The organism is Enterobacter sp. RHBSTW-00994 (assembly GCF_013782625.1).
GTDB lineage: Bacteria > Pseudomonadota > Gammaproteobacteria > Enterobacterales > Enterobacteriaceae > Enterobacter.
This window is the reverse complement of record NZ_CP056199.1, coordinates 3286724-3308309: the sequence shown is the minus strand read 5'-3', so window position 1 is coordinate 3308309 and position 21586 is coordinate 3286724. Positions and strand designations below refer to the sequence as shown.

The 21586-nt window shown below is 51.8% G+C and carries 19 protein-coding genes; 16 read left to right on the top strand and 3 right to left on the bottom strand.

The genetic code is table 11. The features are described 5' to 3' along the window. Nucleotides 1-26: 26 nt before the first annotated feature. Nucleotides 27-1229, bottom strand: a complete 1203-nt coding sequence (gene ackA / locus HV346_RS15830; protein WP_181620234.1) for an acetate kinase — start codon at nucleotides 1227-1229, stop codon at nucleotides 27-29. A 336-nt stretch (nucleotides 1230-1565) separates the two neighbouring features. Here ackA and yfbV point away from each other — a divergent pair, with 336 nt between their 5' ends. From yfbV to HV346_RS15810, 4 genes are all read left to right on the top strand, one after another. Then, nucleotides 1566-2021, top strand: coding sequence for a terminus macrodomain insulation protein YfbV (yfbV, locus tag HV346_RS15825; RefSeq protein WP_181620233.1), 456 nt, complete (start codon nucleotides 1566-1568; stop codon nucleotides 2019-2021). Nucleotides 2022-2113: 92 nt separating this feature from the next. Further along, a complete protein-coding gene (locus tag HV346_RS15820; protein WP_181620232.1) occupies nucleotides 2114-2608 on the top strand; it encodes a YfbU family protein in 495 nt (164 codons plus the stop codon). A gap of 11 nt (nucleotides 2609-2619) precedes the next feature. Next, complete coding sequence (locus tag HV346_RS15815) at nucleotides 2620-3279, top strand: sugar phosphatase (protein WP_181620231.1); 660 nt, start codon at nucleotides 2620-2622, stop codon at nucleotides 3277-3279. 76 nt (nucleotides 3280-3355) lie between these two features. Beyond that, nucleotides 3356-5188: an SLC13 family permease gene (locus HV346_RS15810; RefSeq protein ID WP_181620230.1), complete on the top strand. Its 1833-nt coding sequence runs from the start codon at nucleotides 3356-3358 to the stop codon at nucleotides 5186-5188. Between the two features lie 83 nt (nucleotides 5189-5271). Here HV346_RS15810 and yfbR read toward each other — a convergent pair whose 3' ends face one another. After that, nucleotides 5272-5871, bottom strand: a complete 600-nt coding sequence (gene yfbR, locus HV346_RS15805; RefSeq protein WP_181620229.1) for a 5'-deoxynucleotidase — start codon at nucleotides 5869-5871, stop codon at nucleotides 5272-5274. A gap of 93 nt (nucleotides 5872-5964) precedes the next feature. Then, nucleotides 5965-7179, bottom strand: a complete 1215-nt coding sequence (gene alaA / locus HV346_RS15800) for an alanine transaminase AlaA (RefSeq protein ID WP_181620228.1) — start codon at nucleotides 7177-7179, stop codon at nucleotides 5965-5967. A 949-nt stretch (nucleotides 7180-8128) separates the two neighbouring features. On the opposite strand from alaA, the gene lrhA reads away from it, so the two are divergent. The 12 genes from lrhA to nuoL all read left to right on the top strand — a co-directional run bounded on the left by lrhA (nucleotide 8129) and on the right by nuoL (nucleotide 21574). Beyond that, a complete protein-coding gene (gene lrhA, locus HV346_RS15795) occupies nucleotides 8129-9067 on the top strand; it encodes a transcriptional regulator LrhA (RefSeq protein ID WP_181620227.1) in 939 nt (312 codons plus the stop codon). Nucleotides 9068-9699: 632 nt separating this feature from the next. Next, nucleotides 9700-10140, top strand: coding sequence for an NADH-quinone oxidoreductase subunit NuoA (nuoA, locus tag HV346_RS15790; RefSeq protein ID WP_014071109.1), 441 nt, complete (start codon nucleotides 9700-9702; stop codon nucleotides 10138-10140). Nucleotides 10141-10155: 15 nt separating this feature from the next. After that, a complete protein-coding gene (gene nuoB / locus HV346_RS15785; protein WP_003861482.1) occupies nucleotides 10156-10830 on the top strand; it encodes an NADH-quinone oxidoreductase subunit NuoB in 675 nt (224 codons plus the stop codon). 90 nt (nucleotides 10831-10920) lie between these two features. Continuing rightward, the gene (nuoC, locus tag HV346_RS15780) at nucleotides 10921-12723 is read left to right on the top strand and encodes an NADH-quinone oxidoreductase subunit C/D (protein ID WP_181620226.1); all 1803 of its coding nucleotides are present in this window, start codon (nucleotides 10921-10923) and stop codon (nucleotides 12721-12723) included. Between the two features lie 2 nt (nucleotides 12724-12725). Then, entirely contained in the window at nucleotides 12726-13226 is a 501-nt protein-coding gene (gene nuoE, locus HV346_RS15775) for an NADH-quinone oxidoreductase subunit NuoE (RefSeq protein WP_181620225.1), read from the top strand. Next, a complete protein-coding gene (nuoF, locus tag HV346_RS15770) occupies nucleotides 13223-14560 on the top strand; it encodes an NADH-quinone oxidoreductase subunit NuoF (protein ID WP_181620224.1) in 1338 nt (445 codons plus the stop codon). The genes nuoE and nuoF overlap by 4 nt, the downstream gene beginning before the upstream one ends. Before the next feature lie 55 nt (nucleotides 14561-14615). Continuing rightward, on the top strand, nucleotides 14616-17342 hold the full coding sequence (gene nuoG, locus HV346_RS15765; RefSeq protein ID WP_181620223.1) for an NADH-quinone oxidoreductase subunit NuoG: 2727 nt from the start codon (nucleotides 14616-14618) through the stop codon (nucleotides 17340-17342). Beyond that, nucleotides 17339-18316, top strand: a complete 978-nt coding sequence (gene nuoH, locus HV346_RS15760) for an NADH-quinone oxidoreductase subunit NuoH (RefSeq protein WP_181620222.1) — start codon at nucleotides 17339-17341, stop codon at nucleotides 18314-18316. The genes nuoG and nuoH overlap by 4 nt, the downstream gene beginning before the upstream one ends. Before the next feature lie 13 nt (nucleotides 18317-18329). Next, nucleotides 18330-18872: an NADH-quinone oxidoreductase subunit NuoI gene (nuoI, locus tag HV346_RS15755; protein WP_181620221.1), complete on the top strand. Its 543-nt coding sequence runs from the start codon at nucleotides 18330-18332 to the stop codon at nucleotides 18870-18872. Nucleotides 18873-18882: 10 nt separating this feature from the next. Continuing rightward, nucleotides 18883-19437 carry an NADH-quinone oxidoreductase subunit J gene (nuoJ, locus tag HV346_RS15750; protein ID WP_181620220.1) on the top strand — a complete coding sequence of 185 codons (555 nt, stop codon included), beginning with the start codon at nucleotides 18883-18885 and terminating at the stop codon, nucleotides 19435-19437. After that, nucleotides 19434-19736, top strand: coding sequence for an NADH-quinone oxidoreductase subunit NuoK (gene nuoK / locus HV346_RS15745; RefSeq protein ID WP_003861496.1), 303 nt, complete (start codon nucleotides 19434-19436; stop codon nucleotides 19734-19736). Before nuoJ ends, nuoK begins: the two co-directional genes overlap by 4 nt. Continuing rightward, nucleotides 19733-21574, top strand: a complete 1842-nt coding sequence (nuoL, locus tag HV346_RS15740) for an NADH-quinone oxidoreductase subunit L (RefSeq protein WP_181620219.1) — start codon at nucleotides 19733-19735, stop codon at nucleotides 21572-21574. The genes nuoK and nuoL overlap by 4 nt, the downstream gene beginning before the upstream one ends. Nucleotides 21575-21586 lie beyond the last annotated feature (12 nt).

The window sequence follows — 21586 nt, the reverse complement described above, 5'->3', positions numbered from 1 at the left end:
CCGCCAGCATTGCTGGCGGTGTGGAATCAGGCAGTCAGGCGGTTCGCGTCTTGCGCGATGACCAGCTCTTCGTTGGTTGGAATAACCAGAGCCGGGCGAGTGCCTTCTTTATTGATGAAGCCAGACTTACCGAAACGGGCAGCCAGGTTACGTTCGTGATCCACTTCGAAGCCCAGAACACCCAGTTTACCCAGGGACAGTTCACGGACCATTGCGGCGTTCTCACCGATACCACCAGTAAAGATTACTGCATCCAGACGACCTTCCATCAGTGCAGTGTAAGAACCGATGTATTTCGCCAGACGGTGGCAGTAAACGTCCATTGCACGTTTAGCGTCAGCTTTGTCGGTGTAGTTGTCTTCAACATAACGGCAGTCGCTGGTGACTTCGGTCAGACCCAGAAGGCCAGACTCTTTGGTCAGCATTTTGTTGATTTGATCAACGCTCATGCCCAGGGTGTCGTGCAGGTGGAAGATAATCGCCGGGTCGATATCACCAGAGCGCGTACCCATTACCAGACCTTCCAGTGGGGTCAGACCCATGGAGGTATCAACACATTTACCGTTACGAATAGCAGAAACAGAACCACCGTTGCCCAGGTGGCAAGTAATGATGTTCAGTTCTTCAACCGGTTTGTTCAGTACTTTTGCCGCTTCCTGAGTCACATAGAAGTGGCTCGTACCGTGTGCGCCATAACGACGTACGCCATGCTCTTTGTACAGGCTGTACGGCAGGGCGTAGAGGTAGGATTCTTCCGGCATAGTCTGATGGAACGCGGTATCGAACACGGCCACGTTTTTGTCTTTCAGCTGTGGGAAGGATTTCAGCGCTTCAGCGATACCGATCAGGTGTGCTGGGTTATGCAGCGGTGCGAAAGAGGCAGAATCTTTGATGCCCTGAATAACAGATTCGTCGATCACCACGGAACTGGTGTATTTTTCGCCGCCATGGACGATACGGTGACCAATCGCAGTCAGCTGAGCAGACAGTTCTGGTTTTTGTGCCAGAATAGTGTTAACGATAAAGTTCAGCGCTTCACTGTGAGCGGCGCCTGCACCTAAAGCCGCTTCTTGTTTGCTGCCGTCAATTTTCCACTTGATACGTGCTTCTGGGAGATGGAAACATTCGGCCAAACCAGAGAGGTACTCGTCACCGTTAAGCGCATCGATGATGGCGAATTTCAGTGAGGAGCTACCGCAGTTCAGAACCAGTACTAACTTACTCGACATGGAAGTACCTATTATTGATACGTGGCTAAAAAAACGTCAGTGAGTCGTGAAGCGTAACGCAAGATGACTCAGACATTTATGATTAACATCATGTCAGAAGAACATTCTGGCATGATGGAAGAAATCCATATGATTTTATGCCATTTTGAACAATTTTCAGACAATGGCATAATATGCGATAATTTGACGAGTTTACGATTCTCGTCTAAGGCCTATGAGGCTGGCACAGAATACCCGATACTGGGTAGCGATGACAAAATATTTTGAACGTTGTCATAGCTTGTTGTGGTTTTGCACGAAAATTTTAATTTTTATATGTGAAGTTGAGGTACAGCCATGTCGACACCTGAGATCCCCTCCGTGAGCTTCTTTAGCCTGTTTCGTCGGGGCCAGCATTACGCAAAGACGTGGCCCATGGAAAAGCGCCTTGCGCCTATGTTTGTTGAAAACCGCGTCATTCGCGCCACGCGGTATGCGATACGCTTTATGCCACCGGTCGCCGTCTTTACGCTGTGCTGGCAAATTGCGTTAGGCGGCCAACTTGGTCCCACTGTGGCCACCGCGTTGTTTGCGCTCAGTTTGCCCATGCAGGGACTATGGTGGTTAGGCAAACGTTCAGTGACGCCGCTACCGCCTACTATTTTACACTGGTTTTACGAAGTGCGTGGAAAACTTGAGGAGGCAGGGCAGGCATTGGCTCCGGTAGAAGGTAAGCCGGATTACCAGGCATTAGCCGATACCCTCAAGCGAGCATTTAAACAACTTGATAAAACATTCCTCGATGATTTGTGATTGATCATCGAAACGATGAATAAAAGAAGGCACAGTAACAAACCGTTACCGTGTCTTTTTTTTCAAGTGCAATGCGCTACAGGAGTCGCAAGATGGAAATGACCCATGCTCAACGTCTGATTTTGTCAAACCAGTACAAAATGATGACTATGCTTGATCCCGATAACGCTGAGCGCTACAGCCGCTTGCAGACGATCGTCGAACGCGGTTTCGGTTTGCAAATGCGCGAGCTGGACCGTGAGTTTGGTGAACTGAAAGAAGAAACCTGCCGTACGGTTATCGACATCATGGAGATGTACCACGCGCTACATGTGTCATGGACCAATCTTAAAGATGCACAGACCATTGATGAGCGTCGTGTGACTTTCCTCGGCTTTGATGCCGCGACGGAGGCACGCTACCTGAGTTATGTGCGTTTCATGGTCAATACCGAAGGGCGCTATACCCACTTTGATGCCGGTACGCACGGGTTTAATGCCCAAACGCCGATGTGGGAGAAATATCAGCGAATGTTAAGTGTATGGCACTCCTGCCCACGCCAGTACCATTTGAGCAGCAACGAAATTCAACAAATTATTAATGCCTGAGGGAGGTGCGTGTGAAGTGTAAAGGTTTTCTGTTTGATCTGGACGGTACGCTGGTGGATTCGCTGCCGGTTGTTGAGCGTTCGTGGTGTCATTGGGCCGACAGGCATGGCATCGACCATCAGGAAGTACTGAATTTTATCCATGGCAAACAGGCCATTACGTCTTTACGGCATTTCTTAGCGGGAAAAACCGAGGAAGAGATTCAGGCTGAGTTCAAATACCTGGAGCAGATTGAAGCCACGGACACTGATGGGATCACGGCGTTGCCGGGTGCTCTTGAGCTCCTTGAGCATTTAAATGAAGCGCAGATCCCGTGGGCGATCGTCACTTCCGGTTCTGTTCCTGTCGCGCACGCGCGTCATAAAGCGGCGGGCTTACCGAAGCCAGAAGTGTTTATCACTGCGGAGCGTGTCACGCGGGGCAAACCTGAGCCAGATGCCTTTTTACTGGGAGCAGAACTGCTGGGGCTTGCACCCGCGGACTGTGTCGTAGTTGAAGATGCGGCGGCAGGGGTTCTGGCAGGGTTAAACGCCGGGAGTCATGTCATCGCTGTGAACGTACCTGCGGATTCCCCACGTCTGGATGAAGCGGATTTCGTGCTCGACACATTGACGGTTCTTTCCGTTTCTAAGTCAGCAGATGGGTGTGTCACTGTCTCGCTGAATAAATAATCCTATGATATAGCCCCACACTGATGGGGCCTTTTTATGGCAGAATCCTTTCTCCTCTCTCTGACAAGGATATGTTGTGAACGGTGAACTGATTTGGGTCTTAAGCCTGCTGTTAATCGCCATCATTCTCTTTGCTACTGGCAAGGTACGCATGGATGCCGTTGCCTTGTTTGTTATTGTCGCGTTTGTTCTGAGCGGCACACTCTCACTTTCTGAGGCGTTTTCTGGTTTTAGCGATCCCAACGTCATTCTGATTGCCGCCCTGTTTATTATCGGCGACGGCCTGGTGCGCACTGGTGTGGCAACGATTATGGGGGCCTGGCTGGTTAAAGTTGCGGGTAATAGCGAAACCAAAATGCTGGTCTACCTGATGGTGACCGTGGCTGGCCTCGGCGCATTTATGAGTTCCACGGGCGTCGTTGCCATCTTCATTCCGGTGGTGCTCAGCGTCTCGATGCGTATGCAGACATCGCCTTCACGCCTGATGATGCCGTTGAGTTTTGCCGGTCTCATCAGCGGCATGATGACGCTGGTGGCAACACCGCCAAACCTCGTTGTAAACAGTGAACTCCTGCGAGAAGGTTTGCAGGGGTTCAGCTTTTTCAGCGTAACGCCGCTTGGGCTGGTGATTCTGGTTCTGGGTGTCCTTTATATGTTGTTGACCCGCTTTGCCCTGAAGGGGGAAAAGCAGGACAAGTCCAAAGATGGCTGGAAACGACGCACATTCCGCGATCTGATCAAAGAGTACCGCCTGACGGGGCGGGCACGTCGTTTAGCGATTCGACCGGGTTCACCGATGGTAGGCCAGCGGCTGGATGACCTGAAATTACGCGAGCGTTACGGTGCGAACGTGATTGGCGTTGAACGGTGGCGTCGGTTTCGTCGGGTGATCGTGAATGTTAACGGCGTTTCTGAATTTCGGGCGCGTGATGTCCTTCTGATTGATATGTCGACAGCAGATGTTGACCTGCGCGAGTTTTGCAGTGAACAACTGCTTGAGCCGATGGTGCTGCGCGGTGAATATTTCTCTGACCAGGCGCTGGATGTAGGGATGGCTGAAGTTTCGCTCATTCCGGAATCGGAGCTACTGGGCAAAACGGTTCGTGAAATGGGATTCCGCACTCGTTATGGTCTTAATGTTGTTGGCCTGAAGCGCGATGGCGTGGCAATGGAAGGCGCGGTAGTGGATGAGCCTCTCCTGCTGGGGGATATTTTCCTGGTGGTAGGAAACTGGAAGCTGATCAGCCAGCTTGGGCAAAAAGGGCGCGACTTCGTGGTGCTCAATATGCCGGTTGAAGAGAGTGATGCCTCACCCGCACACAGTCAGGCTCCTCATGCTATTTTTTGCCTGGTGCTGATGGTTGCTCTGATGCTAACTGATGAGATCCCCAACCCTGTAGCGGCAATTATAGCGTGCCTGCTGATGGGAAAATTCCGCTGTATTGACGCGGAGAGCGCCTATAAAGCGATTCACTGGCCGAGTATTATTCTCATCGTTGGGATGATGCCTTTTGCACTGGCATTGCAAAAGACGGGCGGCGTTGATCTGGTTGTCAAAGGATTGATGGATGTCGGTGGCGGCTATGGACCATATATGATGATGGTGTGTTTGTTTGTCATGTGTGCGTCGATTGGGCTATTTATCTCGAATACCGCGACTGCCGTATTAATGGCCCCGATAGCGCTGGCAATGGCAAAATCGATGGAGGTCTCGCCTTATCCGTTTGCGATGATGGTTGCGATGGCGGCATCGGCGGCCTTTATGACGCCCGTTTCGTCACCGGTTAACACACTCGTGCTGGGGCCGGGAAACTATAAATTCAGCGACTTTGTGAAGATAGGCGTGCCTTTTACGATACTGGTCATGCTGGTGTGCGTGGTGCTGATTCCGGTGCTATTCCCGTTCTGAGAATGTGCCCGGGCGGCGGCGTCTGACCCGGCCCGCGATTCAGTTTTGTAGGCCCAGCAAGCGCAGCGCTGCTGGGCGAAAAGCTAAAGTGGAGAATCCTGGCTGATCTCATCCAGCGATAAATGAAAGCTTGGCACAAAGACCTGCATAAAATAATCCATCTCATCACTGCGACGTGCTTCCAGAGTCTTTTCCAGTCGGCTTTTGGCCAGCAAAAATTCGTTATTCCCGGCCGAGAGCTCTTCCAGACATTTCAGGTAGGCACACAGAGCATCTGCTTGCTTGACCAGTGATTTTTCATCTTCCGTATAGCTGTGTTCATCAATAAGCGGTTCAAAAATATCGCGTAATTCTTCAGGAACCATGTCGATGAGTTTCTGCTGCGCGATTTTTTCAATCGCTTTATATTCCTGGGCAATTTGCGAGTTGAAATATTTCACCGGAGTAGGTAAATCACCGGTCAGTACTTCAGAAGCATCATGATACATCGCCAGCAGGGCAATGCGTTCTGCGTTGACCTGTCCGTTAAATTTACGGTTTTTGATTGTGGCCAGTGCATGGGCCACCATAGCCACCTGAAGACTGTGCTCCGACACGTTTTCTGTACGCACGTTACGCATTAGCGGCCAGCGGTTGATGAGTTTAAGACGGGATAGATGGGCAAAGAAATGGCTCTGACTCATAGGTTACCTTTTGTCTTCACTGCGACAGACTTCATTGTGCGGGGAGGGGAGGCAAGATGCAAATCAGGCTACCGAAGTAGCCTGATATTAAGATTACTGATGATATCCAGAGAGGAAGCGACCAAAACGATTAATCGCCATTTCCAGATCATCTTCCCGTGGTAGGGTGACAATGCGTACGTGATCTGGCCACGGCCAGTTAAATGCGGTTCCCTGAACCAGCAGCACTTTTTCCTGAAGCAGGAAATCGAGGACCATTTTCTGATCATCATGAATATTGAAGCGTTTCGCGTCAATTTTCGGGAACATATATAGCGCACCGTTTGGCTTCACGCAGGAGACACCAGGAATATCATTAATCAATTCCCATGCACGGTTACGTTGCTCATACAAACGACCACCGGGGATGATAAATTCGCTGATGCTCTGATACCCACCCAGCGCGGTCTGAATAGCATGCTGCGCCGGGACGTTTGCGCAAAGACGCATAGAGGCGAGCATTTCCAGGCCTTCGATATACCCTTTGGCATGTTTTTTTGGCCCGTTTAGTACCATCCATCCCTGACGGAAACCAGCAACACGATAGGTTTTTGACAGGCCGTTGAAGGTTATGGTCAGCAAATCAGGTGCTAGCGCGGCAATAGAGTGGTGCTGAGCCGCGTCATACAGGATCTTGTCGTAGATTTCATCGGCAAAGATGATCAGGTTGTGCTGGCGGGCGATCTCCACGATCTCCATCAGCAATTCTTTAGAATAAACCGCGCCGGTTGGGTTGTTCGGGTTGATAATCACGATACCGCGTGTGCGCGGTGTGATTTTTGCTCGAATATCATCGAGATCCGGGAACCAGTCGGATGACTCGTCACACAGATAGTGCACGGCTTTCCCGCTGGAAAGCGACACGGCAGCGGTCCACAGTGGATAGTCGGGCGCAGGAACTAACATTTCGTCGCCGCTGTTGAGCAGCGCCTGCATGGCCTGCACGATAAGTTCGGAAACACCGTTGCCAATATAGATATCTTCGACGGTGACATCACGCATTCCACGAGCCTGATAATGCTGCATAATAGCTTTGCGTGCGGAATAGAGTCCTTTGGAATCGCAGTACCCCTGCGCGGTAGGGAGGTTGCGGATCACGTCAACCAGGATCTCATCCGGCGCTTCAAAACCAAACGGCGCGGGGTTACCAATATTGAGTTTTAGAACCTTGTTGCCTTCTTCTTCCAGGCGCTTGGCCTCTTTAAGAACCGGGCCGCGGATGTCATAACAGACGTTATCTAGTTTGCTGGATTTTTCGATAGGGGACATGAACCTTTAACCTTTTTCGCTATTATTGCCACTCCCTGCCGTGGAAGTCAGCACGGAACAATGTACTCCCACCTCGGCACATTTTGAAGGGTGTGCAGTAGAAGATTTTGTCCAATGCGCGAAAATCTTTGGGATCTATTTTGCTATTTGCAGGCGAATTTGCTTTTTTAAAATTTCACTAAATTTTATAATGTTAATATTTTATGCTGTATATTTCTATTTTTAAGAAACTATGCTCTGGTAAAAATAAATCGATATTGTAGTGATGGTCTGAAATGCGACAGTTGCTGCCAGTGACTTTTCGTAAAATCTGAATTCTGTTTAACCGGTCTCTGTAATAGATAACCTGAGCTAAACGTTGCGCATGTAAAAATAATGTTAAGCATTATTAATGAATAATCTTAATCTAAATTAAACTTTATTTATTATTAACGATGAAATCACAAATTTCGTTAATTTTAATAAAGTGAGTTTATCCAGTTATCAACACATTTAAATCCTGAATATTGCAATAATACTTATAAATAAAATGGATTTGGGTTAAGATGTCTTTCGGGAAGGGAGATGAGAGATACCTGTTTTTTGTATATCTTAATCTGCTTTTTTTGATTAGTTGATTGTTATTGTTAGAGTTATCTCTGGCTGGTGTGTAGAAGCAACATCTTGCTACATTGACAGCGCTGCGATAAAGATGGCAGGAAGGATGTTCTTTTCTTTAATGGAATTTACATTAGCCTGCAAACATCTAAATATCCTGAATCTTTAAGATAATAAAAATAACGTCATGAAACGTGCTTTCTGACTGTTGATATACAGCGGGACAATAACTATCTGTCAGGCAGTCTGCCGGGCCGGGATGCGAGGGAAATCCTTCAGAAGGAATTGCTAAACTGTTACACACAGCTTCAACCCGGGCAGCTCCGCACGAGCAACCTGTAAGTGAATAGATATGATAAATGCAAATCGTCCGATAATGAATCTCGACCTCGATCTGCTGAGAACGTTTGTTGCGGTCGCCGATCTCAACACTTTTGCAGCAGCTGCTGCTGCCGTTTGCCGTACCCAGTCCGCCGTCAGCCAACAAATGCAGAGGCTGGAGCAACTGGTTGGCAAAGAGCTTTTTGCACGCCATGGGCGTAATAAACTCTTAACGGAACATGGTATTCAGCTTCTGGGTTATGCCAGAAAAATACTTCGTTTTAATGACGAAGCATGTATGTCCTTAATGTTTAGCAATCTTCAGGGAGTGTTAACGTTAGGGGCATCTGATGAATCAGCCGATACAATATTACCGTTCCTTCTCAATCGAATTAGTTCGGTTTATCCGAAGCTTGCTCTGGATGTCAGTGTAAAACGTAATGCCTTTATGGTTGATATGCTGAAAGAGAATGAAGTTGATTTGGTGGTAACAACGCATCGTCCTGGACAATTTAATTGTCTGACGCTGCGGACATCGCCAACGCATTGGTATTGCGCAGCCGAATATGTGTTGCAAAAAGGTGAGCCGATTCCTTTGGTCTTGCTGGATGATCCAAGCCCGTTCCGCGATATGGTGCTTGCTGCACTGAATGAGGCCAATATACCGTGGCGTCTGGCTTACGTTGCGTCGACGTTGCCTGCCGTACGCGCGGCGGTGAAAGCGGGTCTTGGTGTAACCGCGAGGCCAGTAGAGATGATGAGCCCGGATCTCCGTGTCCTGGGTAAAACAGACGGTCTGCCAGCGCTTCCGGATACGGAGTATCTGCTTTGCCACAATGCCTCCAGTAACAATGAACTGGCGAAGGTCGTGTTTGAGGCAATGGAGAACTACCATAATCCGTGGCAATACGAGAATGTTACTCCTGAAGAGGGGGGGGATTCGCTGGTGGTTGAAGGGGACTTTGAGTGATCAACCACCTAAAATTCTCGTAACAAAATGTAAGTGTAAAAAAGAACCACTCGCGCAATTTTACTGCGGAGTGGTTTTTTTTTGACAAAAAAAGTAACTCTTATCCTGAAGGTGATTTGAATATCTTTTAATTATCAATGCAATATGGCTGTTTGTTTAAAAAATAATCATTTTAACATTCAATCTTCATACTGATTCGGTCATGTTAAAAAACCAGCAAATATGTTGCCGTTTTTTTGATTGAATTAACAAAAGCGTGTCTCAGATCAAGAAAATACTCCCATTTGGGGGGAGGAATCAGCGGCAAATCCTGTCAAAATAGGAGGGTAATATTACTTTTACTTCAAAACGGACACGATTCAACAGCATGCAGTTGACGTAAAGTCATCAACCCACCAGGGTTAAAGGGCATGAAATGTTAATGAGAATCGATTGATGTAATTTAATGTGAAGAAACCTTTGTTAAAGTTGACAAAAGGTTATAGAAAGGAGTAAAAAACCACATCATTTTGCTGTCTATGTCTCATTTCTGACAGTTAGTGTAAGGTTATTTTGTTCCTCCCCATGAATCGATGTGATGTCCATCTGCCAGCAAGAGCAGTGTTGTAGATATCACTTTTGATGAGTAAGCAATGAGTATGTCAACATCCACAGAAGTCATCGCTCATCACTGGGCATTCGCAATCTTTCTTATTGTAGCCATTGGTCTGTGCTGCCTGATGCTCGTCGGCGGCTGGTTCCTGGGCGGTCGTGCCCGCGCAAGGCACAAAAATACACCTTTTGAATCAGGTATTGATTCAGTGGGGTCTGCTCGCTTACGCCTGTCTGCCAAGTTCTATCTGGTGGCCATGTTCTTCGTCATCTTTGACGTGGAAGCGCTTTACCTTTTCGCATGGTCAACCTCCATCCGCGAAAGTGGTTGGGTAGGCTTTGTCGAGGCCGCAATTTTCATTTTAGTGCTACTGGCCGGTCTGGTTTATCTGGTGCGTATCGGCGCGCTGGACTGGACACCTGTGCGTTCACGCCGTGAACACATCAACCCGGAAAACAGTATCTCTAATCGTCAGCAGTAACAGCGAGGCAATAAGATGGATTATACGCTCACCCGCATAGATCCTAACGGTGAGAATGACCGTTACCCCCTGCAAAAACAGGAGATCGTAACCGACCCCCTGGAGCAAGAAGTCAACAAAAGCGTGTACATGGGTAAGCTCGAACACGCCATGCACGATATGGTCAACTGGGGTCGTAAGAACTCCATCTGGCCTTACAACTTTGGCCTTTCTTGCTGCTACGTTGAAATGGTGACGTCATTCACTGCGGTGCATGACGTTGCGCGTTTTGGGGCAGAAGTGCTGCGTGCTTCACCGCGTCAGGCAGACCTGATGGTGGTAGCTGGAACATGTTTCACCAAAATGGCGCCCGTTATTCAACGTCTTTACGACCAGATGCTTGAGCCGAAATGGGTTATCTCCATGGGCGCTTGTGCAAACTCCGGTGGCATGTACGACATTTACTCTGTCGTGCAGGGCGTCGATAAATTCATCCCGGTGGACGTTTATATCCCAGGCTGCCCGCCGCGTCCGGAGGCTTACATGCAGGCGCTGATGCTGCTGCAGGAGTCGATCGGTAAAGAACGTCGTCCACTCTCCTGGGTGGTTGGTGATCAGGGTGTATATCGCGCCAACATGCAGTCCGAGCGTGAGCGTAAACGCGGCGAACGTATAGCAGTAACCAACCTGCGTACGCCTGACGAAATTTAATGTGCGCCTGTGGGCGGTGGAGATAACCTTCGCATATCACTATTCAAATAGCGCGAAGCTACGCCCGACAGTCACCACAGACCATTTGCAATGGTGAACAATATGACCGACTTAACCGCGCAAGAAGCCGCATGGCAGACCCGGGACCATCTTGATGACCCCGTCATTGGCGAACTGCGCAACCGTTTTGGGCCGGATGCCTTTACTGTTCAGGCCACCCGCACCGGTGTACCCGTTGTTTGGGTGAAGCGTGAGCAATTACTGGAAGTGGTCGATTTCTTAAAGAAATTGCCAAAACCTTACGTCATGCTGTTTGACTTACACGGCATGGATGAACGTCTGCGTACGCACCGCCAGGGTCTCCCTGCTGCGGACTTTTCCGTTTTCTACCACCTGATCTCAATAGACCGTAATACGGATATCATGCTCAAGGTGGCATTGTCTGAAAACGACATGCATCTGCCGACGATCACCAAACTTTTCCCGAACGCTAACTGGTATGAGCGTGAAACCTGGGAAATGTTCGGTATGACCTTCGACGGCCACCCACATCTGACGCGCATCATGATGCCGCAGACCTGGACCGGCCACCCGCTGCGCAAAGATTACCCGGCGCGCGCTACCGAATTCGATCCGTTTGAGCTGACTAAAGCCAAACAGGATCTGGAGATGGAAGCGCTGACCTTTAAGCCGGAAGACTGGGGCATGAAACGTGGGACCGAAAACGAGGACTTCATGTTCCTTAACCTCGGCCCGAACCACCCATCTGCACACGGTGCATTCCGTATTATTCTCCAGCTTGATGGTGAAGAGATTGTCGACTGCGTGCCTGATATTGGTTACCACCACCGTGGTGCTGAGAAGATGGGTGAGCGTCAATCCTGGCACAGTTACATTCCGTACACCGACCGTATTGAGTACCTGGGCGGTTGCGTAAACGAAATGCCATACGTGCTGGCCGTCGAGAAACTGGCCGGTATCGTGACACCGGATCGCGTTAACGTGATTCGCGTGATGCTGTCTGAACTGTTCCGTATCAACAGTCACCTTCTCTACATCTCCACGTTCATTCAGGACGTTGGTGCAATGACCCCGGTCTTCTTCGCTTTTACCGATCGTCAGAAAATCTACGATCTGGTTGAAGCAATTACCGGTTTCCGTATGCACCCGGCCTGGTTCCGTATCGGTGGTGTTGCGCATGACCTGCCACGCGGCTGGGATCGTCTGCTGCGTGAATTCCTTGACTGGATGCCAAAACGTCTGGCCTCTTACGAAAAAGCAGCACTGCGTAACACCATTCTGAAAGGCCGTTCTCAGGGGGTTGCCGCTTACGGCGCGAAAGAGGCGCTGGAGTGGGGGACAACGGGTGCTGGCCTGCGTGCGACGGGTATTGATTTCGACGTGCGTAAAGCCCGTCCTTACTCTGGCTACGAAAACTTCGACTTTGAAGTCCCGGTTGGCGGCGGTGTTTCCGACTGCTATACCCGCGTGATGCTGAAAGTGGAAGAGTTGCGCCAGAGTCTGCGCATCCTTGAGCAGTGCCTCAACAACATGCCGGAAGGCCCGTTCAAAGCCGATCATCCGCTGACGACGCCGCCACCGAAAGAGCGCACGCTGCAACATATCGAAACCCTGATCACACACTTCCTGCAGGTTTCATGGGGTCCGGTTATGCCGGCCAACGAATCCTTCCAGATGATTGAAGCGACGAAGGGTATTAACAGTTACTACCTGACCAGTGATGGCAGCACCATGAGCTACCGTACGCGTATCCGTACTCCGAGCTATGCGCACCTGCAGCAGATCCCGGCCGCTATCCGCGGCAGTCTGGTCTCCGACCTGATTGTGTATCTGGGTAGTATCGATTTTGTTATGTCAGATGTGGACCGCTAATTATGCACGAAAATCAACAACCACAAACCGAGGCTTTTGAGCTGAGTGCGGCAGAACGTGCAGCCATTGAGCACGAAATGCATCACTACGAAGACCCGCGTGCAGCGTCCATTGAGGCGCTGAAAATCGTTCAGAAACAGCGTGGTTGGGTTCCGGATGGCGCAATCTATGAGATTGCCAGCGTGCTGGGTATCCCGGCAAGCGATGTGGAAGGTGTCGCCACGTTCTACAGCCAAATTTTCCGCCAACCGGTTGGTCGCCATGTGATCCGCTATTGTGACAGCGTTGTTTGCCACATCACCGGTTATCAGGGCATTCAGGCTGCGATTGAGAAGAAACTCGATATCAAACCTGGCCAAACCACGTTTGACGGTCGTTTTACTCTGCTGCCAACCTGCTGCCTGGGTAACTGCGACAAGGGGCCGACCATGATGATTGATGAGGACACTCACAGCCATCTGACGCCGGAAGCCATTCCTGACCTGCTGGAGCAGTACAAATGAAAACGGTAATTCGTACTGCTGAGACTCATCCGCTGACCTGGCGTCTGCGTGATGACAAGCAGCCAGTATGGCTTGATGAATATCAGAGCAAAAATGGTTATGCCGGTGCGCGTAAAGCTCTCTCCGGGATGGCGCCTGATGAGATCGTTAACGTCGTTAAAGACGCTGGCCTGAAAGGGCGAGGCGGTGCGGGCTTCTCCACCGGTTTGAAGTGGAGCCTGATGCCGAAAGACGAATCCATGAACATCCGTTACCTGCTGTGTAACGCCGATGAAATGGAGCCGGGAACCTATAAAGACCGTCTGTTAATGGAGCAACTGCCACACCTGTTGGTTGAAGGCATGCTGATCTCTGCGTTCGCGTTGAAAGCGTATCGTGGCTACATTTTCCTGCGCGGTGAGTATATCGAAGCCGCAGAAAATCTGCGTCGTGCCATTGCCGAAGCCACCGAAGCCGGTCTGTTAGGTAAAAATATTCTGGGTACGGGTTTTGACTTTGAACTGTTTGTGCACACCGGGGCTGGGCGTTACATCTGCGGTGAAGAAACCGCGCTGATTAACTCCCTCGAAGGTCGCCGTGCGAACCCACGTTCCAAGCCACCGTTCCCGGCAAGTTCCGGCGTATGGGGTAAACCGACCTGTGTAAACAACGTCGAAACCCTGTGTAACGTTCCGGCCATTCTCGCAAATGGCGTGGAGTGGTATCAGGGCATCTCTTCAAGCAAAGATGCCGGAACCAAACTGATGGGCTTCTCCGGTCGTGTGAAGAACCCTGGCGTCTGGGAACTGCCGTTCGGTACAACCGCACGTGAGATTCTTGAAGATTATGCTGGGGGCATGCGTGATGGGCTGAAATTCAAAGCCTGGCAACCGGGTGGGGCGGGAACTGACTTCCTGACCGAAGCCCACCTTGATCTGCCAATGGAATTCGAAAGCATTGGTAAAGCAGGGAGCCGTTTGGGTACGGCGCTGGCGATGGCCGTCGACCACGAGATTGGCATGGTATCGCTGGTGCGTAACCTGGAAGAGTTCTTCGCCCGTGAGTCCTGCGGCTGGTGTACACCGTGCCGTGATGGTCTGCCGTGGAGCGTGAAGATCCTGCGTGCTATCGAACGTGGCGAAGGTCAGCCTGGCGATATCGAGACACTTGAGCAACTGTGTCGATTTTTAGGTCCAGGCAAAACCTTCTGTGCCCACGCACCCGGTGCAGTTGAGCCGCTGCAAAGCGCGATTAAATATTTCCGCGACGAATTCGAAGCAGGCATCAAGCAGCCGTTCAGCAATACCCATTCTATCAATGGTATTCAGCCGAACCTGCTGAAAGCGCGCTGGTAAAGACAGAATTTTGATTAACGCTCAGAGCTAATCTGAGCCAACTGGAAGCATGCTAATGGCTACGATTCATGTAGACGGCAAAGAATACGAAGTCAACGGGGCGGACAACCTGCTAGAAGCTTGTCTGTCTCTTGGCCTCGATATTCCGTATTTTTGCTGGCATCCGGCGCTGGGCAGCGTCGGTGCTTGCCGCCAGTGTGCGGTGAAGCAATATCAAAACGCGGAAGACACGCGTGGTCGCCTGGTCATGTCCTGTATGACACCAGCCACCGAAGGCACGTTTATCTCTATTGATGACGAAGAAGCAAAACAGTTCCGTGAAAGCGTTGTGGAATGGTTAATGACTAACCACCCACACGATTGTCCGGTCTGTGAAGAGGGCGGTAACTGCCATCTTCAGGATATGACCGTGATGACAGGTCACAGCTTCCGTCGCTATCGCTTTACCAAGCGTACTCACCGTAACCAGGATCTGGGGCCGTTCATCTCTCACGAAATGAACCGCTGCATCGCCTGCTACCGCTGCGTGCGTTACTACAAAGATTATGCAGACGGTCAGGATCTGGGCGTGTATGGCGCACATGACAACGTCTACTTCGGTCGTCCGGAAGACGGAGTGCTTGAAAGCGAATTCTCCGGTAACCTGGTAGAAATCTGCCCGACCGGCGTATTCACCGATAAAACGCACTCCGAGCGTTACAACCGTAAATGGGACATGCAGTTTGCACCAAGCATCTGCCAGCAGTGTTCCCTTGGCTGTAACACCAGTCCCGGTGAGCGTTACGGCGAACTGCGTCGTATTGAAAACCGGTATAACGGTACGGTTAACCACTACTTCCTGTGTGACCGCGGCCGTTTCGGCTATGGCTATGTGAACCTGAAAGACCGTCCGCGTCAGCCGGTTCAACGCCGTGGCGATGACCTGATCACCCTGAACGCTGAACAGGCGATGCAAGGCGCGGCAGACATTCTGCGCCAGTCTAAGAAGGTGATCGGTATTGGCTCCCCGCGCGCCAGCATCGAAAGCAACTTCGCGCTGCGTGAACTGGTTGGGGCAGAAAACTTCTATACCGGTATCGCTCAGGGCGAGCAGGAACGTCTGCAACTGGTACTGAAAGTGCTGCGTGAAGGCGGTATTCATACCCCAGCACTGCGCGAAATTGAATCTTATGATGCGGTCCTGGTGCTGGGTGAAGATCTGACTCAGACCGGCGCTCGCGCGGCTCTGGCAGTTCGTCAGGCAGTGAAAGGGAAAGCCCGTGAAATGGCAGCAGCACAGAAAGTAGCTGACTGGCAGATTGCGGCGATCCTCAATATCGGCCAGCGCGCGAAGCATCCCCTGTTTGTGACCAACGTCGACAACACCCGTCTGGACGATATCGCTGCGTGGACTTACTGCGCACCGGTTGAAGATCAGGCGCGCCTTGGTTTTGCGATAGCACATGCGCTGGATAACAGCGCGCCAGCCGTTGAAGGACTGGATCGTGACTTGCAAAATAAGATCGACGTGATCGTGCAGGCTCTGGCGGGTGCGAAGAAACCTCTGATCGTTTCCGGTACAAACGCAGGAAGCACTGAGATCGTTCAGGCGGCAGCAAACGTTGCTAAAGCCCTGAAAGGTCGCGGTGCGGATGTTGGCGTAACCATGATTGCCCGCGCGGTGAACAGCATCGGTCTGGGTATGATTGGCGGTGGTTCTCTGGAAGCTGCGTTAAGTGAACTGGAATCCGGTTCTGCTGACGCCGTTGTGGTGCTGGAAAACGACCTGCATCGTCATGCTTCTGCAGCACGCGTTGACGCCGCGCTCTCTAAAGCACCATTGGTGATGGTTATCGACCATCAGCGTACGGCCATCATGGATAAAGCGCATCTGGTGCTCTCTGCGGCAAGTTTTGCAGAAAGCGACGGTACGGTTATCAACAACGAAGGCCGCGCCCAGCGTTTCTTCCAGGTTTATGACCCAGCGTACTACGACAGCAACACCGTGATGCTTGAAAGCTGGCGCTGGCTTCACTCCCTGCACAGCACTGTGCAGAGCCGTGAGGTGGACTGGACACAACTCGACCACGTTATCGACGCGGTGGTTGAGAAACTGCCTCAACTGGCTGGCATTAAAGATGCTGCGCCTGACGCAAGCTTCCGCATTCGCGGTCAGAAACTGGCGCGTGAACCGCATCGTTACAGTGGTCGTACCGCAATGCGTGCGAACATCAGCGTGCATGAACCTCGTCAGCCGCAGGATAAAGACACGATGTTCGCCTTCTCGATGGAAGGGAACAACCAGCCGTCAGCACCTCGCTCACAGGTTCCATTTGCATGGGCTCCGGGCTGGAACTCCCCGCAGGCATGGAACAAATTCCAGGCTGAGGTAGGTGGCTCCTTACGTCATGGCGATCCGGGTGTCCGCCTGATCGAAGCGACCGACGCCGGGTTGGAGTATTTCACTGCTGTTCCGGCGAGCTTCGAAGCGCAGGAAGGCAACTGGCGTATCGCGCCGTACTACCATCTGTTTGGTAGTGACGAGATGTCCCAGCGTTCTCCAGTCTTCCAGCAGCGTATGCCGAAGCCTTATATCAAGCTTAATGCGGCAGATGCCGCGAAGCTTGGCGTGAATGCGGGATCGAACATCTCCTTTAGTGTTGAAGGTCAGACAATCAGCTTGCCGCTGATCATTTCTGATGCTCTGAGTGCGGGTCAGGTGGGTCTGCCGATGGGTATGCCGGGCATCGCTCCGGTGCTGGCGGGCGCACGTCTGGATAATCTGCAGGAGGCACAAGCATGAGTTGGTTAACGCCGGATCTCATCGACATTCTGATTAGCATTCTCAAGGCGGTGGTCATTCTGCTGGTGGTTGTCACCTGTGGCGCGTTCATGAGCTTTGGCGAACGTCGTCTGCTCGGTCTGTTCCAGAACCGTTACGGACCTAACCGCGTGGGCTGGGGTGGTTCACTCCAGCTGGTTGCGGACATGATCAAGATGTTCTTTAAAGAGGACTGGATCCCACGTTTCTCGGATCGCGTCATCTTTACGCTTGCTCCAATGATCGCCTTCACCTCGCTGCTGCTGGCGTTTGCTATCGTTCCTGTCAGCCCGACCTGGGTTGTGGCTGACCTGAACATCGGCATTCTGTTCTTCCTGATGATGGCAGGCCTCGCGGTCTACGCGGTACTGTTTGCCGGTTGGTCCAGTAACAACAAATACTCCCTGCTGGGTGCGATGCGTGCTTCCGCGCAGACGCTCAGCTACGAAGTGTTCCTGGGTCTTTCCCTGATGGGCGTAGTGGCGCAGGCCGGTTCATTTAACATGACCGACATCGTCAACAACCAGGCCGACATCTGGAACGTTATCCCGCAGTTCTTTGGTTTTGTAACCTTTGCAATTGCGGGGGTGGCAGTGTGTCACCGTCACCCGTTTGACCAGCCAGAAGCCGAACAGGAACTGGCCGACGGTTACCACATTGAATACTCCGGGATGAAATTCGGTCTGTTCTTCGTGGGCGAGTACATTGGTATTGTCACCATTTCCGCGTTGATGGTAACGCTGTTCTTTGGTGGCTGGCATGGCCCGTTCTTACCGCCGTTCATCTGGTTCGCGCTGAAAACCGCGTTCTTCATGATGATGTTTATTTTGATTCGCGCGTCATTACCCCGTCCACGTTATGACCAGGTAATGTCCTTCGGCTGGAAAGTTTGCCTGCCGTTAACGCTCGTCAACTTGCTGGTAACGGCGGCTGTCATTCTCTGGCAGCAGCCATAAGGGGCTATAGACCATGACCTTAAAAGAACTATTGGTAGGCGCTGGGACCCAGATCCGCAGTATCTGGATGATCGGCCTACACGCGTTTGCCAAACGCGAAACCCAGATGTACCCGGAAGAACCGGTATATCTTCCGCCGCGCTACCGTGGCCGTATTGTGCTGACGCGCGATCCGGACGGTGCGGAGCGCTGCGTTGCCTGTAACCTGTGTGCGGTAGCGTGCCCGGTAGGCTGTATCTCTCTGCAAAAAGCAGAGACGGTAGATGGCCGCTGGTATCCGGAATTCTTCCGCATCAACTTCTCGCGCTGCATTTTCTGCGGCCTGTGTGAAGAAGCGTGCCCAACCACGGCGATTCAGCTGACTCCAGACTTCGAACTGGGTGAGTATAAGCGTCAGGATCTGGTGTACGAAAAAGAGGATCTGCTGATTTCCGGTCCGGGCAAATACCCGGAATATAACTTCTACCGGATGGCGGGTATGGCAATCGACGGCAAAGATAAAGGCGAAGCAGAGAACGAAGCTAAGCCTATCGACGTCAAGAGCCTGTTACCGTAAGGAGAGGGCAATGGAATTCGCTTTTTATATCTGTGGCCTTATCGCCATCCTGGCTACGTTGCGAGTGATTACGCACACCAATCCGGTGCACGCGTTGCTTTACTTAATCATTTCGCTGCTGGCCATTTCCGGGGTGTTCTTTGCGCTGGGCGCACACTTCGCGGGTGCACTGGAAATTATCGTCTACGCTGGCGCCATTATGGTTCTGTTCGTCTTCGTGGTCATGATGCTGAATCTGGGCGGCTCCGAAATTGAGCAGGAACGTCAGTGGCTGAAGCCGCAAGTCTGGATTGGACCGGCGATTCTGTCGGCAATCATGCTGGCCGTGATTGTTTACGCCATTTTGGGGGTAAACGACCAGGGTATCGATGGCACACCAATCAGCGCCAAAGAAGTGGGTATCTCACTGTTTGGTCCATACGTCCTGGCGGTTGAGCTGGCCTCGATGCTGCTGCTGGCAGGCCTGGTTGTTGCCTTCCACGTGGGCCGTGAAGAGCGTGTGGGCGAAGTGCTGAGCAACCGCACAGATGACCGCGCGAAAAGAAAAACGGAGGAGCGCGCATGATCCCCTTAACACATGGACTGATCCTCGCTGCGATTTTATTCGTTCTGGGTCTGACCGGTCTGGTTATCCGTCGCAACCTGCTGTTTATGCTGATTGGGCTGGAAATCATGATCAACGCCTCCGCGCTGGCCTTTGTGGTCGCGGGTAGCTACTGGGGCCAGACCGATGGTCAGGTGATGTATATCCTCGCCATCAGCCTTGCGGCTGCGGAAGCGAGTATTGGCCTGGCGCTGTTGCTACAGCTCCATCGTCGCCGCCAGAACCTGAACATCGATTCAGTAAGTGAGTTGCGTGGATGAACATGCTTGCCTTAACCATTATTTTTCCGCTGATTGGCTTCGTGCTGTTGGCATTTTCTCGTGGCCGTTGGTCTGAGAATCTGTCCGCAACTGTTGGCATTGGCTCTATCGGTTTGGCGGCGCTGGTGACAGCGTACGCGGGTATCGACTTCTTTAACAACGGCAGGCAGGCGTTCAGCGTGCCGCTGTGGACCTGGATGTCGGTCGGCGATTTCAACATCGGTTTCAACCTGGTGCTGGATGGTCTGTCTCTGACCATGCTCTCCGTGGTTACCGGTGTTGGCTTCCTGATCCACATGTTCGCGTCCTGGTATATGCGCGGTGAAGAGGGGTACTCCCGCTTCTTCGCTTATACCAACCTGTTTATCGCCAGCATGGTTGTTCTGGTGCTGGCTGATAACCTGCTGCTGATGTATCTCGGCTGGGAAGGCGTGGGTCTCTGCTCTTACCTGCTGATCGGTTTCTACTACACCGATCCGAAGAATGGCGCAGCGGCGATGAAAGCGTTCGTCGTGACCCGCGTGGGTGACGTCTTCCTCGCCTTCGCACTGTTCATTCTCTACAACGAACTGGGTACGCTGAACTTCCGCGAAATGGTGGAACTGGCTCCGGCGCACTTCGAAGCAGGCAATAATATGCTCATGTGGGCAACGCTGATGCTGCTGGGTGGTGCTGTCGGTAAATCCGCGCAACTGCCATTGCAGACATGGCTTGCTGATGCAATGGCTGGTCCAACACCTGTCTCGGCGCTGATCCACGCAGCCACCATGGTTACTGCGGGTGTCTATCTGATTGCCCGTACCCATGGTCTGTTCCTGATGACCCCGGAAATTCTGCATCTGGTCGGCATCGTGGGTGCGGTCACGCTGGTGTTGGCGGGCTTCGCTGCGCTGGTTCAGACCGACATCAAACGTGTTCTCGCTTACTCCACCATGAGCCAGATTGGTTATATGTTCCTGGCGCTGGGTGTTCAGGCATGGGATGCGGCGATTTTCCACCTGATGACGCATGCGTTCTTTAAAGCGCTGCTGTTCCTGTCATCGGGTTCCGTGATTCTGGCCTGTCACCACGAGCAGAATATCTTCAAAATGGGCGGTCTGCGTAAGTCCATTCCGCTGGTTTATCTCTGCTTCCTGGTGGGGGGCGCAGCGCTGGCGGCACTGCCGCTGATCACGGCAGGCTTCTTCAGTAAGGACGAAATCCTTGCAGGGGCCATGGCGAATGGTCATATCAATCTGATGGTTGCAGGTCTGGTCGGTGCATTCATGACCTCTCTGTATACCTTCCGTATGATTTTCATTGTATTCCACGGTAAAGAACAAATTCACGCTCATGCAGGGAAGGGGATTACTCACCATCTGCCGCTGATTGTGCTGCTGGTACTGTCTACCTTCGTTGGCGCGATGATTGTGCCACCGTTGCAGGGCGTACTGCCGGCAACAACCGAGCTTGAGCACGGTCGCGTTCTGACGCTTGAAATCACCTCTGGTGTGGTCGCTATCGCGGGCATTCTGATTGCAGCATGGCTGTGGCTGGGCAAACGTACTCTGGTCACCGCGGTTGCCAACAGTGCGCCAGGCCGCTTGCTGGGCACATGGTGGTACAACGCGTGGGGCTTCGACTGGCTGTACGACAAAGTCTTCGTTAAACCGTTCCTGGGCATTGCGTGGCTGCTGAAACGCGATCCGATGAACGCGATGATGAACATCCCGGCCATCCTTTCTCGCTTTGCAGGTAAAGGCCTGTTGCTGAGTGAGAATGGGTATCTGCGCTGGTATGTGGCCTCCATGAGCATCGGTGCGGTTGTCGTGCTGGCGCTGCTGATGGTCTTGCGTTGATCGTAAAGTGAA

What these genes read in the sequence shown, in the direction of transcription:
- ackA (WP_181620234.1), bottom strand. Translation starts at nt 1,229, where the DNA reads ATGTCGAGTAAGTTAGTACTGGTTCTGAACTGCGGTAGCTCCTCACTG.
- yfbV (WP_181620233.1), top strand. Translation starts at nt 1,566, where the DNA reads ATGTCGACACCTGAGATCCCCTCCGTGAGCTTCTTTAGCCTGTTTCGT.
- HV346_RS15820 (WP_181620232.1), top strand. Translation starts at nt 2,114, where the DNA reads ATGGAAATGACCCATGCTCAACGTCTGATTTTGTCAAACCAGTACAAA.
- yfbR (WP_181620229.1), bottom strand. Translation starts at nt 5,871, where the DNA reads ATGAGTCAGAGCCATTTCTTTGCCCATCTATCCCGTCTTAAACTCATC.
- alaA (WP_181620228.1), bottom strand. Translation starts at nt 7,179, where the DNA reads ATGTCCCCTATCGAAAAATCCAGCAAACTAGATAACGTCTGTTATGAC.
- lrhA (WP_181620227.1), top strand. Translation starts at nt 8,129, where the DNA reads ATGATAAATGCAAATCGTCCGATAATGAATCTCGACCTCGATCTGCTG.
- nuoA (WP_014071109.1), top strand. Translation starts at nt 9,700, where the DNA reads ATGAGTATGTCAACATCCACAGAAGTCATCGCTCATCACTGGGCATTC.
- nuoB (WP_003861482.1), top strand. Translation starts at nt 10,156, where the DNA reads ATGGATTATACGCTCACCCGCATAGATCCTAACGGTGAGAATGACCGT.
- nuoC (WP_181620226.1), top strand. Translation starts at nt 10,921, where the DNA reads ATGGTGAACAATATGACCGACTTAACCGCGCAAGAAGCCGCATGGCAG.
- nuoE (WP_181620225.1), top strand. Translation starts at nt 12,726, where the DNA reads ATGCACGAAAATCAACAACCACAAACCGAGGCTTTTGAGCTGAGTGCG.
- nuoF (WP_181620224.1), top strand. Translation starts at nt 13,223, where the DNA reads ATGAAAACGGTAATTCGTACTGCTGAGACTCATCCGCTGACCTGGCGT.
- nuoG (WP_181620223.1), top strand. Translation starts at nt 14,616, where the DNA reads ATGGCTACGATTCATGTAGACGGCAAAGAATACGAAGTCAACGGGGCG.
- nuoH (WP_181620222.1), top strand. Translation starts at nt 17,339, where the DNA reads ATGAGTTGGTTAACGCCGGATCTCATCGACATTCTGATTAGCATTCTC.
- nuoI (WP_181620221.1), top strand. Translation starts at nt 18,330, where the DNA reads ATGACCTTAAAAGAACTATTGGTAGGCGCTGGGACCCAGATCCGCAGT.
- nuoJ (WP_181620220.1), top strand. Translation starts at nt 18,883, where the DNA reads ATGGAATTCGCTTTTTATATCTGTGGCCTTATCGCCATCCTGGCTACG.
- nuoK (WP_003861496.1), top strand. Translation starts at nt 19,434, where the DNA reads ATGATCCCCTTAACACATGGACTGATCCTCGCTGCGATTTTATTCGTT.
- nuoL (WP_181620219.1), top strand. Translation starts at nt 19,733, where the DNA reads ATGAACATGCTTGCCTTAACCATTATTTTTCCGCTGATTGGCTTCGTG.